At 41.8% G+C, this 16,587-nt stretch carries 12 protein-coding genes and 1 CRISPR repeat array; of the genes, 4 read left to right on the top strand and 8 right to left on the bottom strand.

Annotated features, from left to right (window positions below):
* Nucleotides 1-122 precede the first annotated feature (122 nt).
* Nucleotides 123-2,336 carry an Ig-like domain-containing protein gene (locus tag NST70_RS02515; RefSeq protein WP_260832595.1) on the top strand — a complete coding sequence of 738 codons (2,214 nt, stop codon included), beginning with the start codon at nt 123-125 and terminating at the stop codon, nt 2,334-2,336.
* 126 nt (nt 2,337-2,462) lie between these two features.
* Here NST70_RS02515 and NST70_RS02510 read toward each other — a convergent pair whose 3' ends face one another.
* Nucleotides 2,463-4,118: an APC family permease gene (locus tag NST70_RS02510; protein ID WP_260832383.1), complete on the bottom strand. Its 1,656-nt coding sequence runs from the start codon at nt 4,116-4,118 to the stop codon at nt 2,463-2,465.
* Nucleotides 4,119-4,942: 824 nt separating this feature from the next.
* Between NST70_RS02510 and NST70_RS02505 the strand changes: the two genes are divergently transcribed.
* Nucleotides 4,943-5,293 (top strand): hypothetical protein, encoded by a 351-nt coding sequence (locus NST70_RS02505; RefSeq protein ID WP_328228352.1) that lies wholly within the window; start codon nt 4,943-4,945, stop codon nt 5,291-5,293.
* 968 nt (nt 5,294-6,261) lie between these two features.
* Here the strand turns inward: NST70_RS02505 and NST70_RS02500 are convergent.
* From NST70_RS02500 to NST70_RS02470, 7 genes are all read right to left on the bottom strand, one after another.
* Nucleotides 6,262-6,606: a hypothetical protein gene (locus NST70_RS02500; protein WP_260832380.1), complete on the bottom strand. Its 345-nt coding sequence runs from the start codon at nt 6,604-6,606 to the stop codon at nt 6,262-6,264.
* 37 nt (nt 6,607-6,643) lie between these two features.
* A CRISPR array of direct repeats spans nt 6,644-7,004; the repeat unit is 32 nt; unit sequence ATTTCAATCCACACACTCGCAAGGAGTGTGAC.
* Nucleotides 7,005-7,519: 515 nt separating this feature from the next.
* Nucleotides 7,520-8,443, bottom strand: a complete 924-nt coding sequence (gene cas7c, locus NST70_RS02495) for a type I-C CRISPR-associated protein Cas7/Csd2 (RefSeq protein ID WP_211062502.1) — start codon at nt 8,441-8,443, stop codon at nt 7,520-7,522.
* Nucleotides 8,444-8,446: 3 nt separating this feature from the next.
* Nucleotides 8,447-10,105: a type I-C CRISPR-associated protein Cas8c/Csd1 gene (cas8c, locus tag NST70_RS02490; RefSeq protein ID WP_342475653.1), complete on the bottom strand. Its 1,659-nt coding sequence runs from the start codon at nt 10,103-10,105 to the stop codon at nt 8,447-8,449.
* Between the two features lie 18 nt (nt 10,106-10,123).
* A complete protein-coding gene (gene cas5c / locus NST70_RS02485) occupies nt 10,124-10,777 on the bottom strand; it encodes a type I-C CRISPR-associated protein Cas5c (protein WP_061577662.1) in 654 nt (217 codons plus the stop codon).
* Nucleotides 10,778-10,780: 3 nt separating this feature from the next.
* Nucleotides 10,781-12,928: a CRISPR-associated helicase/endonuclease Cas3 gene (locus NST70_RS02480; RefSeq protein ID WP_061577661.1), complete on the bottom strand. Its 2,148-nt coding sequence runs from the start codon at nt 12,926-12,928 to the stop codon at nt 10,781-10,783.
* A 676-nt stretch (nt 12,929-13,604) separates the two neighbouring features.
* Nucleotides 13,605-13,817, bottom strand: coding sequence for a DUF3006 domain-containing protein (locus NST70_RS02475; protein ID WP_260832379.1), 213 nt, complete (start codon nt 13,815-13,817; stop codon nt 13,605-13,607).
* A gap of 15 nt (nt 13,818-13,832) precedes the next feature.
* A complete protein-coding gene (locus NST70_RS02470) occupies nt 13,833-15,164 on the bottom strand; it encodes a ComEC/Rec2 family competence protein (protein ID WP_342475650.1) in 1,332 nt (443 codons plus the stop codon).
* A 261-nt stretch (nt 15,165-15,425) separates the two neighbouring features.
* On the opposite strand from NST70_RS02470, the gene NST70_RS02465 reads away from it, so the two are divergent.
* Both NST70_RS02465 and NST70_RS02460 read left to right on the top strand, forming a co-directional pair.
* Entirely contained in the window at nt 15,426-15,944 is a 519-nt protein-coding gene (locus NST70_RS02465) for a DUF1648 domain-containing protein (RefSeq protein ID WP_061577658.1), read from the top strand.
* Nucleotides 15,945-16,228: 284 nt separating this feature from the next.
* Nucleotides 16,229-16,585, top strand: a complete 357-nt coding sequence (locus NST70_RS02460) for an MmcQ/YjbR family DNA-binding protein (protein WP_061577657.1) — start codon at nt 16,229-16,231, stop codon at nt 16,583-16,585.
* Nucleotides 16,586-16,587 lie beyond the last annotated feature (2 nt).

Here is a 16,587-nt window from a genome sequence, read left to right as displayed (position 1 = left end):
GGATTATTCTTCCAATCTCTTTTATAATGGAATTGGTATTTTTTTAATTTTACAAAGAAAGGAGACGCTTTTTTCCGCTCGTTTTTAATTAATCATACTGGAGGGGTTGAATAGTGAAGATTATGAAGAAAACAATTTACTTTATCTTGGCAATTGCATTAATTTTTCCATCACTTTTTTCGCAAACAAGTCATGCTTCTGCGAGCACCACGCAAACTTTAAACTTTAATACGACAGTTACTAACACAATAAGTAACAAAAATACTGAGCAAGTCTATAAAATTACACTGCCTTCAGCTGGTACAGTGAAAGTCAATTTAAACTCATATATCGAAGCTGTTACCTTGGATCTGACAGATGAAAATGGAAAGAGTGTATGGAGTTATAGCAGAGACATTTACGATGGATCTGCTTCCACGCCAAAACAATGGTCGGATCAAGCTGATTTGGAGGCCGGAACCTATTACATCAAGATTTCCCAGGCCGATGATTATACCGGAAAATATGATTTAAAGGTTGGATTTAATACTGCAGGAAGCAATGAAAAAGAGCCGAACAATGGCACATCACAAGCACAGCCTATTATACTTAATACCCAGAAAATCAACGGTTTTCTTAGCTTAAATGATGATACGGATTGCTATAAATTAATTTTGAAACAAGCAGGCACCATTGATGTTCACGTAGATTCAAACATTTATAATGTTTCGCTGAATCTTCTGGATGAAAATGGAAATGAGGTTTGGGGAATAGGTGAGGGCATATTTGGTGGATCCGCTCAAACGCCGAAGCAATGGTCAAGGAGTGATGATCTGGAAGCCGGAACCTATTATATCAAGATTTCCCAGGCCAACGATTATACTGAAACGGGTAAATACAATTTATATGTCAATTACACACCAGCAGGGAATAATGAAGTGGAGCCAAATAACAGTACATCGCAGGCACAGGGGCTGTCAAACGGCCAAAAAGTCACCGGTTTTTTGAGTTGGAGTGACGATACGGACGTTTATAAAGTAAAGCTAACAAAAGCAGGAAACCTTAAAATCAGTCTTGACTCCAGTATAGATTGGGCTTATGTGGATTTTACAGATGCGAACGGAAACAACATCTGGGGCGAAGAACCTGTCTATGACGGAACCAAAGAGACTCCCAAGCAATGGATAAAAGATGCTGATTTAGAGGCTGGAACCTATTATATCAAAATTCACGGCCCTGATACCGGCACTTATGACTTGTCAACCTGGTTTACTGCCGCCGGAAACAATGAATCGGAACCCAATAATGGAACGACCCAGGCCCAGCAGATTTCCTTTAATACGCAAAAAATAACCGGTTTTCTGAGCGAGAGTGATCATACAGATTGCTATAAATTCACATTGCCAAAAGCTGTAAAAGTTACGATGAATATAGATTCCTATATGGAGGGGGTCGATCTTCATCTCACAAATTCAAAGGGAACCGCCCTTTGGGATGACGATATTTATTACGGCTCCATTAAAACACCTAAACAATGGAACAAAAGTGAGAGCCTGCCAGCGGGAACATACTATTTAAAAATTAGCAGTGATTATAATACCGGCAAGTACGTTTTATCCGTCAATGCACCTTTGTACCCATCTACACCATCTATTAATACGGTAAGTACCAATAGTACAAGTGTATCTGGCAAGACAGACGCAAACTGCACGGTTAATGTTAAAGCTGGTTCCAAAACCTATAAGGGCAAAAGCAACAGCAAAGGCGACTATAAAGTTTCTATTCCTAAACAAAAAGCCGGAACAAAGATTTATGTGTATGCTACAAACACTTATGGGAAAAGTGGAACAAAAGTAACGACCGTCGGATCACCGGCTGCAACGCCGTCTGTGAACACAGTCAGCAATAAAAGCACATCCGTTAGCGGGAAGACGAGCAAATCAAGCACCGTTTATGTCAAAATCGGTTCCAAAACCTATAAAGGCAAAAACAACAGCAAAGGCGACTATAAAGTTTCTATTCCTAAACAAAAATCCGGAACAAAAATTTATGTGTATGCTACAAACACTTATGGCAAAAGTGGAACAAAAAGCGTGACGGTGGTTGACAGAATTGCACCAAGTACACCGTCTGTTAACACTGTCAGCCATACTTCCCGTTATATCACCGGAAAAACGGAAGCATATGCAACGGTCACCGCTTATACCGGCAGTAAAAAAATCGGCTCTGCCAAAGCTGATAAACATGGTAGTTACAAAATAAAAATCAGCCCGAAGAAAAAAGGGACTGCGATCAAAGTAAAAGCTACGGATAAGTCCGGCAACAGCAGTGGATACCGGACGGTGAAAGTGAAATAAAAAGGCATCAAAAAAGCGCAGTGGTTCAGCTGCGCTTTTTTGGTATTCAGTTTTTCAATAATAAATGGGTTGCTGCTTTTTGTACGTGTTTGAAGGGATTCCCCTGTTAGACAAATTCTACGATAATCAGTGTGGCCAATCCGTTGAATAAGCCGGGTTTCGTTTCCCGTTTCCATTTTCATCATCATCCACACCCATGTCGTGCTCTTTCAATGCTTTGTTTAATTTTGCAGCTTCAAGCAGGTCGGGTGTTTCGTATCCGCTTTTCACTGCCCAGATGTAAAAACCGAGCGAAACGAAAGCAATGAGGACCATGTCCCAGCCGTACGGAATCATGTTAAGGCCGCCAAATTTCTCACTTCCAAAATAAGAGATGCCCATCATCACAATCAGATAGGCGACCATCCAAATGCCGGACTTGAAATTTTTCGAAAAAGACTGCCATTTCCTTTTCGCCTGATAGTAAAAATAAATGGGAAGCCCAATCATAATAATGAGGAAAACTTCCCCGGTAAGCGGCCACCGTGCCCAGTATAGCGTCAGCGAAGCAAAAATAAATCCGCATGGCGCGATGATCTGCATGCCCTTCACCTGGAGCGGACGGTACAAGTACCCCGCGGTTTTTCTTAATGCCATGACAGTTACAGGCCCGGTGATATAAGAAATCAACGTAGCAACAGAAATAACCTCTGCCAGTGAACCCCATCCTTTAAATACAAACAGGAAAATAAAACAGATGACTAAATTGACAAACATCGCCGGGCGCGGAATGCCATAAACCGGATGCAGTTTGCCGATAAACCGCGGCAAATATCCATTTTTCTCCATACCATACAGCATACGCGCAGTTGTTGCAGTATAAGTAGTCCCGGTGCCGGATGGAGATACAAACGCATCCAAATACAAGACAATCACGAGCCAGTTAATATTTAACGCAATGGCAAGATCTGCAAACGGGGAGTTAAAATTCAAATGATTCCAGCCATGTGCCAGGACAGAAGGGCTGACACCCCCGATAAACGCAATTTGCAGCAGAACGTAAATCACCGTTGCAATTAAAACAGATCCAACGACTGCAATCGGGATCGACCGGCCCGGCTTTCTCGCTTCACCCGCCATATTAATCGGACTTTGAAAGCCGTTAAACGCGAACACAATCCCGGATGTCGCCACCGCCGTAAGCACACTTGACCATCCATATGGGGCAAAGGCATGGCCGTATGTAAAATTACTGCCATGGAATCCAACAATCAGAAGTGCAAAAATCGTCAACCCCGGAATCACGATTTTAAATATGGTGATCAGTGAGTTTACCCTTGCAAATAAACTGACTGCCCAGTAATTCAGAAAAAAATAAATCAATAGCAGCAAAGAAGCAAGGCCGAGTCCTTTTGGCGTCAGCATTCCGCTATGTGCCAAACTTTGTGCCCAGCTCCAATGCCATGAGCTCATATACTGCACAGAAGCCATGGCCTCACTCGGAATAACGGAAACAATGGCAATCCAGTTCGCCCATGCAGCAAGAAAGCCAACAAAAGAACCATGGGAATATTGGGTGTATTTTACCATTCCCCCCGCTACCGGAAACATGGCCCCCAGTTCACTGTAAGAAAGGGCAATAAATAAGATAACGACCATCCCAATCACCCAAGCAAAAATGGCTGCCGGGCCGGCAATCGTAGCTGCTTTCCAGGCACCAAACAACCAGCCGGACCCGATGATGGACCCAAGACCGGTCATGGTAAGCGCAAAAGTTCCCAACTTACGATGCATCGTGTTCATACAGTATCCTTCTTTCTTTTTTCTGTGTTGGCCAAGTTGAAAATACAAAAAGTGCTGACATGAAAAATTTGATTAAAATTTTACTTTATTTTACCCCGGCACAAGCAAGAGAAACTCATCCGCCTCCTCTAATAATGACAAAATTTATAAATGCATAATTCCATTTTATCTTTAAAAAATACGAATGCCCAATAATTTGAATAGAATCTATACAATATCTTTTCCCTCTTGAAGCAAGTGGATTCCCGGCCAGATTTCAGACTGTAAATGGACGGGCCGGCTCTCCTTTTAATTCGGATTCAACAGTTGGCACAAAAAAAATCGATCCATAATAGAGATTGCTGAACGAATCGGATTTTGGCATTTTAACCGATTTACCCAGCAAACCGGCTTGAATGTTTACCACCAATAGAAGAAGTATCTCAAAAAGGGGGTGATTTTGTCCTCTTCTAACCGTTAAAATGCTTTCGAGTGCAAAGTTTTTTCTGTATTTCCTTCATAACCCTTTCATTTAAAGTTCGACAAAATCTTGTTCAGCAACCTCTAAATAAAAAGAGATGACTGCCGCAAGAACTACAAATCCACCATTGCACTCTTAAAAGCAGGAATTGTATAATAATAGCAAATTGAAAAAGTCGGAGGGGAGTGGGGCGTTAAATGCAAATCACGGTCGCGGAAGCACGGTTGCTTAAAAATGCGGTGTCCAAAAAACTGCATGACTTGATTCAGGATCGAAGCCAGATTGCCTACGTTGAATTTGAAAAAGGTGAAGAATATACGCCGCATGCACGAACATTTCAGGTGGTGAGCGCGAAATTCAGCAAGTGCGAAACCACTATCGGGCGGTCACAAAGGCACTGGCAGCATCCAACTTACGCACAACGATTGAATGGAAGGGTGAAAAAATATCCATCGTAGAGGCGCTAGAGCTTGTGAAACAACTTCGCGCCGAAGCTGAAATGCTCCAAGAGTTTGGCAACAGCCAACAAGTGGAACGGATAGCAAGAGGCGCTTTTGACGCAAATGTTGTCTACAAGAAAGCGCTGTTTGACCCCCCTGCGGTTAAAAAGCAGGCTGAAAAAACCGAAAAAGAAGCCAACCGTTTGTCGATACTGATTGACAAAGCCAATTTTAACGCAGCGGTTGACCTGGACTTTGTAGAGGAGTACCAGTAAACACCCGGCATGAGACCCGGCGGCAAGGGGCGGAGCTTGGATTCCGCCTTTTGCCGCCGGATCTCATGCCGGCAAGGAAAAGGAGATCTGGGGGCTTGCTGCTTAGATTTGAGCATATCAAATTGCTTGACACTCACTATTTACAACTGGTTGCGAACGAATCATGGTTCACGCTTGACGCCTTAACGCCGGGACACGCGTAACGAACGAATTATCCTTTTGATGGAATATCACGCATTACGCCCCCGGATCTCTCCTTTTTCACCACTTTAAGCTGTTAGGATACAAGACTAACGTGTATACAGTCATGCGTTCCTCCCCTTCGCTGACGAATCCAACTTAGACCACGCATTGGCTGAGATTCTCCATGAAGCTGGAAAAATATGTAACCCCGGCACTCTTAAAGAAAGCTTTACCCATACTGAAGTTCAAAAAAATCGGCAGTTTATTAACAAGCGTACGCTGCCTGACTAGAAACGTTTTATCATGAAAATCCGACTTACCTAAGATAGGGCTTGCTGAATAAGCAAAATGCCTAGATTTAGCAAGGTTGCTGACAGCTTTGGCAACCATTTAAATGCTAGAGTTTTATAACAAATCCAGTGAAAAGCTTGCACTCGAAAGCCAATTCAACGTATGGAGAAGATAAAATCATCCATTTTTGCAAAAAAATTCTTCTATATTTTGAGACAGCGCTTGCAGACAAACTCAGAATCGGATTCGTTCAGCAAACTCTAAGTTATGGGAAAGAAAAACCACACTGGAAAAGATGCAAATGTATTCTACATCAGCTCCCTGGGTGCTCATTTATAGATGCGATATCTATACTCCCGCCCGGCCCGGCAGGAAGCCGATAAATTTGAAGCAGCTGAATATTTTCCATAGAAAAAAGGAAGAAATCTTGAATAAGAGTTTTCTTCCCTTCGCTATTTACATCAAAAAAAGCTGTTTACAGTGATCCCGTGCCTTTACTCTATATTTAACAGTTTTTTAATGGATAGGACTTTATCATACTGTTTTTTCTTTTTCTTATTGACTTTCCACTGGCCTGTTTTTTCCCAATATTGTCGGAGAGCTAAGGCAGCTTCTTGATTTTGCTGTGCGATTACCTCCTCATATAACTCCGATTTGCTTTTTTCCAGGTCTGCTTGTGATTCTGTTAATGATTGTATGGCAAAGAGCAATCTTTCTTCCTCGGACATCGCCGCCAAGCGGGCCTCTGCTTTCTGTTGTTCACGCAACGCCTGCTCTTGCTCAATTTTTAGCAGTTCCTCTTTTTTCCGCTGTTCTTTTCGCTGCTGCTGTTCTTCCAACACTTTCCCCAATTCCGCTGTTACGTCCCTTACTTCAATTTCAATCCACACACTCGCAAGGAGTGTGACTAAAGGGGGTGATAATAATGACAGGAAAAGACGTATTTCAATCCACACACTCGCAAGGAGTGTGACCAGTGCGATACCAAGAAGCAATCGGGCTCCTAAAATTTCAATCCACACACTCGCAAGGAGTGTGACTTCCCTAACACCGGATACACTTACCTTTACTCCCATTTCAATCCACACACTCGCAAGGAGTGTGACGGTTGTGAACCATCATCATTGCGTTTGAAGGCATATTTCAATCCACACACTCGCAAGGAGTGTGACTTTGCGGATGTGCCGGCGAAAGAGACTGTGGAAATTTCAATCCACACACTCGCAAGGAGTGTGACAGCTATTATCGTGTAGAAATTTAATAGATTTTGACGAATATCTACAAATTACCCCATATTATCCCAAGTTTTGCTACACGAAAATTCCTTTATATGGAAAAGTCTATTGGATTTTTGGTGCGAATCCCATGGGAAATTCATGTACACTATTCATTCGCACAGTTTCACCAAAAAGCATTCTTATTACAGACTGCTATGTCGTAAAAAGCAGCACGTTAAAAAACCACTTTTTAACTAATCGTTCTTACGAGATAAATTGGACTGGTTAATTTTTGTTTTTCTGCTATATAAAATGAACTAAAACGTGTTACTCTGTTTCCTGCTGCAAAAAGTCATCAGTACTACTACGATTAATTTCAGCATCGGCGTCTAATTCGACAGATGTTGAATATCCTATTAAAACTAAAAATCATTCTAAGGACCTTCCCCGCTGTTAGGTTTTAAGCATCTGGTAAGCGTCTGACCCAAACCAAAGAGTGGCACTGAAGTAAAGCCCTGTATCCAAAGACAACAACTCAGTTGACAGCTTTGACATCTTTAAAAGAATTCACAATTTTATACAGCGTTACTCCCTCGGGCATTTTTTCATCAAAAACGACGGTATAATCTTTATACGATCTTGCAACCTTACTGTGATCGATTCGATGGATTTCAATTTTCTCGAACAATTGATTAGATGGTGCATTACCTAAATAACTTTCATGTGAAAATACATATAATCCCCGACATGCCATCCGACCGCGCGAGGCTGAATGATCCAGATCCCACATGTTAATAAGCGACTCCCACAGCCCTTTTAAATCTTCTTCTCTTACTCCTGTCTGAACTGCAAATGATGGTGTATAAAAACCATAGGAGATATATAAACCGTATGGCACATGGGCTTTCCTCCCCATTTGTCCGGTACGTGCCTCTTTATCAGCAGCTTCCCCGCCTTTAATATCATCAGCATTTGTTAATGCAACACGAGTAATACTCGATTCAGCAGGAAAAATCGGATCAACCGAGCGTGCGAATGTCAGTTGTACGGCTCCCCGTACTTGACCTGCATTAAATTTTTTTGTGGACATGACAGCACCAAACATACGTGTATCAAAATAATGTTCGCACATCCACTGCCGCGCATCTTTTACTGTTTTCAAGTTGGTGTCGTTTTCCGGTTTTCCTAATTGCTCATAAGCCTTCTTCTGCTCATTTGTAAGAATTCCGCGATGCTTGACGTAAATATCAAAACCTTCCAAATTCCCTCTGGTCAAGTAAATGTAATCTCTTATTTTTCTTTTTATTGCAACGTCCGTTACGATACCTTGCATTGTTTCCGGATCAATTCTCGGCAGATTGCCTGCGTCCGGATCACCGTTCGGGTTTCCATCCGTCACATCAAAGACGAGCACAAAATCGTAGCGTTTGTTTGGATCAATAATTGAATTTATGTTCATGTATTACTCCCCCTCAACAACGGTTTTATTTAAATCACTTACATTGGCAGCATCAGCAGGCATATTTTCTTTTTTCTTGTATATATCTTGTCTTTCATGATAGTAGCCTAGCGCAAACTCAGCCTGTCCTTGCAAATCAAGGACAGCTGGGAATTCTTTCAATTGGCCGGTTATTAATTGAATCCTTTGCTGATAACGAACTTCATATCCTTTGTTTTCTTTACTAATTTTACTTAAATGCCATTTGCTATTTCTCATTAAAAGCCCGAAAATTGTCCTTGGAGTAGATGAAGCTGCCGCATAGAACCTTGAAGCAATCGTTTCGTTTCCCTTTACTGCTTCGTATTGTACCGCTTCCAATACCGCAAACAACCTGCCGCACAAGTAAGCCGGCGTGACTCTGGCTTGATCCAAATCCACTGTCCATTCCTCCTTTTTTTGACTAATCAACCAGCTTTTTATTGCTGCTGCATGTATCCATGCCATACCGCCTCTTGCCTGAATTCTTTTTACCATTTTTGCTATAATCCGCCCGGAGAGCCTTTTCCCGTAAATGGCCCAGTTCATCCAGTCCTGAACATCTTCCTTCTGCATTTCCTTTCTGCCGTCACGGTACATGCACGCCGCCAATAAATAAATGCTGGCCGGTTTTGGCGCTCCCACAATTTGTTGTGCATCAAAAAATTGCCGGATTTGGTTTTTCACCTTCCATACAGGCGGCTCTGCATAGTCGCGGACAACCATTCTGGCCTTGTTTGCTGAAAGTGCTAAAATACATATACGATCTAAAGAACCGTGATTTTCGGCCCGTTTGAACGGCGATGATAGAATTCTCCGGACTGCAACAGGATCCGGGTCGGATAGAAACGTAAACATGCTGGTCGTTTCCGGATCGTTTTGCACAGTCCAGTACACGTACGTCACATTGCCGATTTCCATCATATGAGGGCCACCGTGCTGCTTTTTGTTAGGATATTTTCTCAATAAGTACGAGAGAGCTTGTCCATATTTTTGTTCACATGCAAAACATGTAGGTGCAATTTCTGAGTTTTCTAGTCCGTATGAAAAATAGGCACTTTTGTTGGCCGAAATAAGCTTTGTCCTTTCTTTCCCCAAAGAAAATTCAATGGTATGGCGTTTTACTGCCGGTGCAGTACGTCCGCAAATGAAGCAAACACTATCGTTCTCTTCCTTTGAGCTATTCTTTAATAGAAAATCCTCCCAAAACTTTTTTACTTTATTGTCTTCGTGGGGAAAGTCACCCGCTTCCGTCCGAAACAAGATAAAATCATCCGGTTTCATGCCATCTGGGAGCTGCCAGCTTTTACTTTCCAATATCCGCACGATCTTTTGAACAACTTCATTGCGTGTGGCCTCACAACATTCTTTCAATAATTTCAGGTATGCAAGGTGGCGTTCCGCTGCTCTATTTGCATTGGCGGGATTTTTAGGCAGTTGAAATACATACTCCGCCTTGTCAGTAAGCAAAATAGGCGATACACCCGATTGACGACTGCGATTCGGAATAACACGCTGTTCACCCCGCTCAGCCTGAATAAACTCAAAACGGTCATCATGTGTAATTACAACAAACCATTGATAACTTTTCCGGGCATATCCGACCGGCGGCAAATCATTGGCATGCTGTTCGGCAAACTCCACCAGTCTGCGCATATACATTCAGCCATCCACCTCCTTATACAGATACTCAGGCACATGCAATACACCCCGGTCCAATTTGGCATCAAAGAAATAGGGAATGACACGGGCATTTTTTTGTCCGGGATCTTTGGGATATTTTAAGTCGAATAACATTGGGCCAATGTCCATTGTATCGGGTATTGCCTTATCATCATCTTCAGGCAGGGAAAAGTGAAGTGAACATTCCCTTGTCCCGAGATAAGGGCGATAAAAACACTGCCCTTTGTTCACTCTTCGCAAAAACATAGATGCATACTTCCTCTTATTTTCCATCGTCAGGTTTACTAGTTGCATTTCTGCCGTTATAATATAGGCAACATCACGCAGCATGATTGAATGGCGCAATTGCCGTTCCCGGTTATCATCTGTGAAATAATCCCGTCTACTCGTGACGATGTTACCAGGCACAATTGAAGCAACTTCATTCCGCAAAATAGAATAATACTGAATGGGCTTCAACACATGGATGCTTTTTATTCGCCACTTGAATTCTGGCTTCCAAAAAATGCCTTCTAAAATGCCCCTTGCCGCAGACGGAGTCATTACTGGATAAGATACCCGTTCCACTTTCGCTTCCACCCTGGTAAACAGTGCATACTCGCCCCATACTTTCAGCCGGAAAATTTTCCCCATCTATCAATCTCCTCCCTCGTCCATATCCATAATCCCGGTTTTCATGTCATAATCACCGTGCCAAATATACCAACCTTCCGATATCTTTTCCAACTGATTTTGATTCTCTCTAAAAAAACTGCTGTCCACATATTCATTTACAGCAAATAACTGTGCCTCACGATACCATTCCTTTGTTAAATATGGAGCTTCTTTGTACATCCAAATCAATCTTTCAATTTGTCCATTTTCATCTTGGTAATTTTTGCAAAGGATGGATACCGTATTCTGATCAATCATTTGAAACAAGCGGCTCGCTTTCTCAAATGAAAAAGGTTTAAGGCTTGTTATTCCATATGAATCCAGCAAGTCGTCTCCACCGAGGGTATATAAACTCCGAAAATATTTTTCGAAAATCCAAGGCTCATGCAATGCAACGGTGCCGTGATGATTCAATAAAATTCTCGTTTGCTCCGTTCCTTTGCGGTACATTCCGCCAGGCATCCCCCCTCCAATCAATTCGAAAATAAACACTTTTCCTTTGTCCAGTTTTCCTTCTCTGTTGCTTCTTCCTGCAGCCTGAACAATTGAGTCAATCGGGGCCATTGCGCGAAACACTGTTGGAAAATCCAAATCCACTCCTGCTTCTACTACTGTTGTTGTTATGACAAGAATGGGCTTTTCTTTTTTTAAATCCTCTTTAATTTGTTCGATCACCTTTTTCCGGTGGTCAGGACACATCCGATTCGATAAATGATATAATTTCTGTCCGTTCACCTTTTGGCTGATTGCTTCGCGATATACCTGAAAGGCATCTTTCCTCGTATTTAGGATACAAAGTGCAGCAGGGTGTTCTCTCATTCTGGCCACAAGCTCTGAGACAGTTAGCGGCTTTTCAATCCGGGTATATTCAACCCGTTTCATGCTTGCAAACAGTTGATCATGGTTTTTACAAATTTCTACCGGCGTACCCATATTTCCAACCAATTCAGCATTTTTGAAAGACAACGGTGTTGCGCTGCATAAAACGACAGTGACATTAAAATGTTCCATTAATATGTGCAGAGCTTGAAAAATAGGTGCAAGAACATGGATGGGCAATTTTTGAAATTCGTCTAAAATAATCACGCTGTTTGCTAAACGGTGAAGCTTTCTTACTTTACTTGTGCGGTTTGAAAATAAACTCTCAAACAATTCCACTGTCGTTGTTACAATAATCGGAAATGAATCCCAGTTTTCAGCTGCCAACCTTGCCCGCTCCATTGACTCACCTTTATCATCTGTATAACTTAGCTGGGAATGCTGTTCCAAAACGGATGCCTTCCCGAAAACCTTTTGATACTGTCTGGCTGTTTGATCAATGATGTTCACGAGCGGCAACGCCACAATCACCCGTTTTTTGTTAAATCTTTTTGCATGCTCAAGTGCAAAAGCTATCGAAGCCAACGTTTTCCCCAACCCGGTCGGTACAACCAGCGCCCGAAAAAACAAAGGTTGTTTTGCCGCTTCTCTGCAAGCCATATATACTTCATTTCTATATCTATTTATCTCTTTATCCTGGCTTTCCATGCGCAACTTAAGCATATAGTTCTGTAATTGTTCATCCAGTTGTTGTATACTGAATGCTTTTCCCCGCCGTTTTATACTCTTTCCATAATCAAAATAACGTTCTGTATCCAGAAAGTCAGAATCTACAAGTGCAGAAAAACACATTCTCATCAGCATTTCTTTGTACGCAAATGAAGATTTACGATCAGATTTTCCTCCGAGCGGCAATCCCGGAAATCGTTTCAATATGTCTTTAATCATTTGCATTTCTGTTTGTGACAACTCCGGAATTGCTTTCAAATATTGCGGGGCTTCACGAACCTTTTCCTCAGACAACCTTGGTAGATCCGGCATCCCTGTATGATGACCCGCTACTATCAGAGCAGCCATGATAAGTCGTTCATCCCGCACCTCTTGTAGAATGTCACAAAGCGCAATCACACCACCAATAGCATGTTGGACTGACCCGCGAATTTTTTTGTCTGCTTTTAAGTATTGTACAAACGCACTAGACTTTTTCCCCAAGTCATGTGCAATCGCAGCAATGGCCGTGATCCCGTAACGATCAAACGTATGGCTAAAACGTCTTGCTTGAAAATACGTCCCCTTAATATGCTCATCCAAATAATGAGGCTCTTTATTTTCAGCAAAATGGGCAATGTATCTGATTTTTACCACCTTCTGTGAATTGGAAATTTAACCATACATTAATTATAGTAAAAATTTTCTTGCTCTGCAACACAAAAATTTGAACATTTAATATTTTTTAAACCCCGCATCAAAAGTGACGAGTTCATAAAAAAAGAGATGTTTTTTATATCTGTTTTCATTGGACTCATATCATATAAATGTCTGTTAATATTGAAATTCCGCTGCCGAACAAAAAAAGGCCAAACTATCGGGGCAATACCCATACCCTGGTAGTTTGGCCTACACACGTAAAAATCAAGAAAAACGTAAATTTCCAATTCACAATTTCAATCCACGCACTTACTGCGTACACCAAGATATAAACAACGCATCAATCGTGTTGATGTTTAAACCTTAATGTACTCCCATAAAATGCGAATAAAATATATAGCGTAGTTTATCAGAGATGATTAAAAGTTTCAAACCGTCTCTATTTACCTTCATTTTGTCCTTACAAATATAGCATAAGACAATCCCCCTCCCCAAAATCTAATTGAACACTGCATACTTTAAGGATTCCCGCGTTCTTTCAAAGTTGGGCAGTGCGCACCCTTATTGGATAAGACCATATCCCAACTGGTACCCCGTTTGACCCTTTTCCCCCTGCTACCTATTCAAAAAGCTCATCTGCCAATTTTTCGATTTGGGCTTTTCGTTCCTTTGTTTGTTGCCTGTCAATGCGCAGTGTTCCATCTTCGACGACGAGAACGTCTCCGGCTTTGACAGCGGATGGGAGCTCACTTAGACGGATATCCACAGTCGTCCGGTCCTCTTTTTCACAAACAGCAAATTCCCCTTCGATCCGATCCACAATATATGTCATCAAAAACGGCCTCCTTTATTGCGGGGTAAAAGAAGTATGGGTGGTATATGTTTTCCCTTTTACAACAGCTTTTATATCAATCCGCACTTCATAACCAGGAGCCGCTCTGCTGATTCGAACCGAAAGCGGCGTCCCTACCGTTCCCTGATAGACGGTGTCTTTGCTTTTATAATGAAAAGTGGCCTGATACGTTGCGCCTGTCAAACCTGTAACCATTAAATTGATTTTACCATACTGCTGAGGCGTTGGATCATCAAGATTCGCCTGTAATGTACCGTTAGAAGTGGTTTGCTGGGATGGCTGCTTTACTGGCGGAGCAGCCTTTCCGGAAGCCGTTGCATTTCCCTCTTCCGAAGACGAATAATTCGGCGTTAAAGACGGAACCGGCTGGAATTCAATGGAATGCCCATCTGTCACCGCTAAAATGGTCTTCATTTCGTCTGTCCGGAAAATTTGAATATGATTCGCCTTTAAACGACTGATCACCTCGTCATTTGGAAGGCCGTACGAATTAACCTTCGCTACCGAAATAATCGCGTACTTCGGTTTTACGGCATCCAAAAACGCCTGGCTTGTTGCAGTCTTTGAACCATGGTGCCCCACTTTTAATACCTGGGACGAAAGATCCTGGTGCGTTGCAATCATATCTTCTTCAGAACGGATAGGGGCATCTCCCGTGAATAGAAAAGTGCCTTTCTCCCCATAGGAAAGTTTTACAACAGCCGACCAGTCATTCATCTCTTCGTGATAATCTTTTACAGGACCGACAAACTTCATCGATGCCCCCTGCAGTCCAGTATCAACGTTCGCTTTTGCCTGCTTGATTTTAAGTCTGCTATTTTTCACGTCCAGCAAAAAATCTTCATAGGTTCTGGTTGTATTCACGACCCGCGGCGCATATACATTTTTTACTTTTAAGTTTTCCAGAACCGTATCCAGGCCCCCGATATGATCGGCATCCGGATGGGTGGCAATCACATCATCCAATTGGCTGACATGCAGCTGGCGAAGATACCGGACAACATCATCACCTTTGTCATTATTCCCGCCATCAATTAACACATTTTCTCCTTTTGGCGTTTGGATGAGAATGCTGTCCCCTTGCCCGACATCAAAAAAATAAACCTTTAGTTTTCCTTTTGGAAGTGATGCAGTACTTTTATGATGGCTGTCTGTCTTGTTAACAGTTTTGCTGTCTGCTTTACTCTCTGATTTTTCCGTGCTTACCTGCTGAACCTGCTTTTCTTTTGCCGGCTGGCTGTTAGCGGGTTGGGTTTGGCCGCAACCGCTGCAAAAGAGCATGAAGAATAATAGCAGAAACCATGCGCCCGTCCGGTTAATTTTCAAATTTTATTCTCCTTCTTTCCATATGGACTCAAATGGTGAAAAAACTGGAGCCCCTTTCAAAGTGGCAAAGACATCATTAGTTTACCATACACAACCCGCTCTAGAGAGAAGTCCGGATAAAAAAACCAATTTCAAATTTGATAAGGAATTTGGCTGCTTTTGTCGTATATAAATAAAGATGGCATGGAATGTAAAAAAGCTTGCACTTGGAGACGCTGTCGTATACAAAAAATTTTTAAACTGGATTGGAGGGGAAATGGCATGCCAAACTCCCGGAAGCGGCCCAAATTGAAAATTCCCAAGACAAAAAGCGAATGGTTTTGGGACATCATTGGCTATTTATTTTTCTTTGGTTCGATTATTTTTCTGGTTAGCGTTTGGGGGAAACTTCCAGAAAAAGTTCCCGGACATTATGATGCCTCCGGTAAAGTCGATCGTTGGGGATCAAAATGGGAACTTTTGATTTTACCCGGCGTGGGGGCAATCCTTGCGCTATTGATGCAGGTTTTGGAAAAATTCCCTCATATTTATAATTATCCTGATCGATTAAATGAATCAAATGCAAAACAATTTTATGTGCATAGCCGGAAACTGCTAAATCAATTGAAAAATATTTGTCTGATTTTCTTTGCTTTAATCTTATTGGAATCCATTGTGATTGCAATGGGATGGGGAAACGGGTTTGGTAAATGGTTTTTACCTATCGTAATCATTGGCATGGGAATTCCAATTGCATCAGGAATCGTGACGCAAAAAAATAAAATAACAACAATACGATAAAGGAAGGATGAACGCTGAAAAAGTTTCACCACTCAAACCAATATAAAGCAAAAAATACGAATAAACGGCGCTGTTCCTTAACATAGAACCCGTCTACGTTAAGAAAGCGAGAAAATTCGGCGTCCTTCCTTTACTTAGAGCACGCCTATGTTAAGAAGGCAGAAAAATTCGATGACCTTTCTTAACATAGAGCACGCCTACGTTAAGAAAGCAGGAAAAAATGACGGTAACCCCTAACGTTTTTATATAATATAAATAGCAGCATGTTGAAGGAGCGGTCATAAATGAAAACAAGAGAGGACGCTATTCATTACTGTTTAAAACTGGAAAATACATATAAAGATTATCCCTTTAAAGATAAAAATTGGACATTAATGCGCCACAAAGAAAACAAAAAAGTATTCGCCTGGATTTTTGAAAGAAACGGCCATATTTGGATCAATGTGAAATGTGAAAACGGCTGGCTGGATTTTTATCGCCGGAAATACCATGCTGTTGTTCCGGCATACCATCTGAACAAAGAGCATTGGAATTCCATTATTCTTGACGGCACCGTCCCGGAGGAAGAAATCTGTGATATGATAAGGCAAAGCTATCACCTAACAAAGAAAAAAGGAATTCAGTCAAATAGGAGCCGGTAAAA

This window comes from Weizmannia sp. FSL K6-0777 (assembly GCF_038593185.1).
GTDB lineage: Bacteria > Bacillota > Bacilli > Bacillales > Bacillaceae_C > Weizmannia > Weizmannia faecalis.
Note: the sequence above shows the minus strand (reverse complement) of the source record. Positions and strands in the feature narration are given on the sequence as shown.

Coding starts and splice junctions, on each gene's coding strand:
- NST70_RS02460 (WP_061577657.1), top strand. CDS start 16,229: ATGAAAACAAGAGAGGACGCTATTCATTACTGTTTAAAACTGGAAAAT.
- NST70_RS02515 (WP_260832595.1), top strand. CDS start 123: ATGAAGAAAACAATTTACTTTATCTTGGCAATTGCATTAATTTTTCCA.
- cas5c (WP_061577662.1), bottom strand. CDS start 10,777: ATGGGGAAAATTTTCCGGCTGAAAGTATGGGGCGAGTATGCACTGTTT.
- cas7c (WP_211062502.1), bottom strand. CDS start 8,443: ATGAACATAAATTCAATTATTGATCCAAACAAACGCTACGATTTTGTG.
- NST70_RS02465 (WP_061577658.1), top strand. CDS start 15,426: ATGCCAAACTCCCGGAAGCGGCCCAAATTGAAAATTCCCAAGACAAAA.
- NST70_RS02510 (WP_260832383.1), bottom strand. CDS start 4,118: ATGAACACGATGCATCGTAAGTTGGGAACTTTTGCGCTTACCATGACC.
- NST70_RS02475 (WP_260832379.1), bottom strand. CDS start 13,817: ATGACATATATTGTGGATCGGATCGAAGGGGAATTTGCTGTTTGTGAA.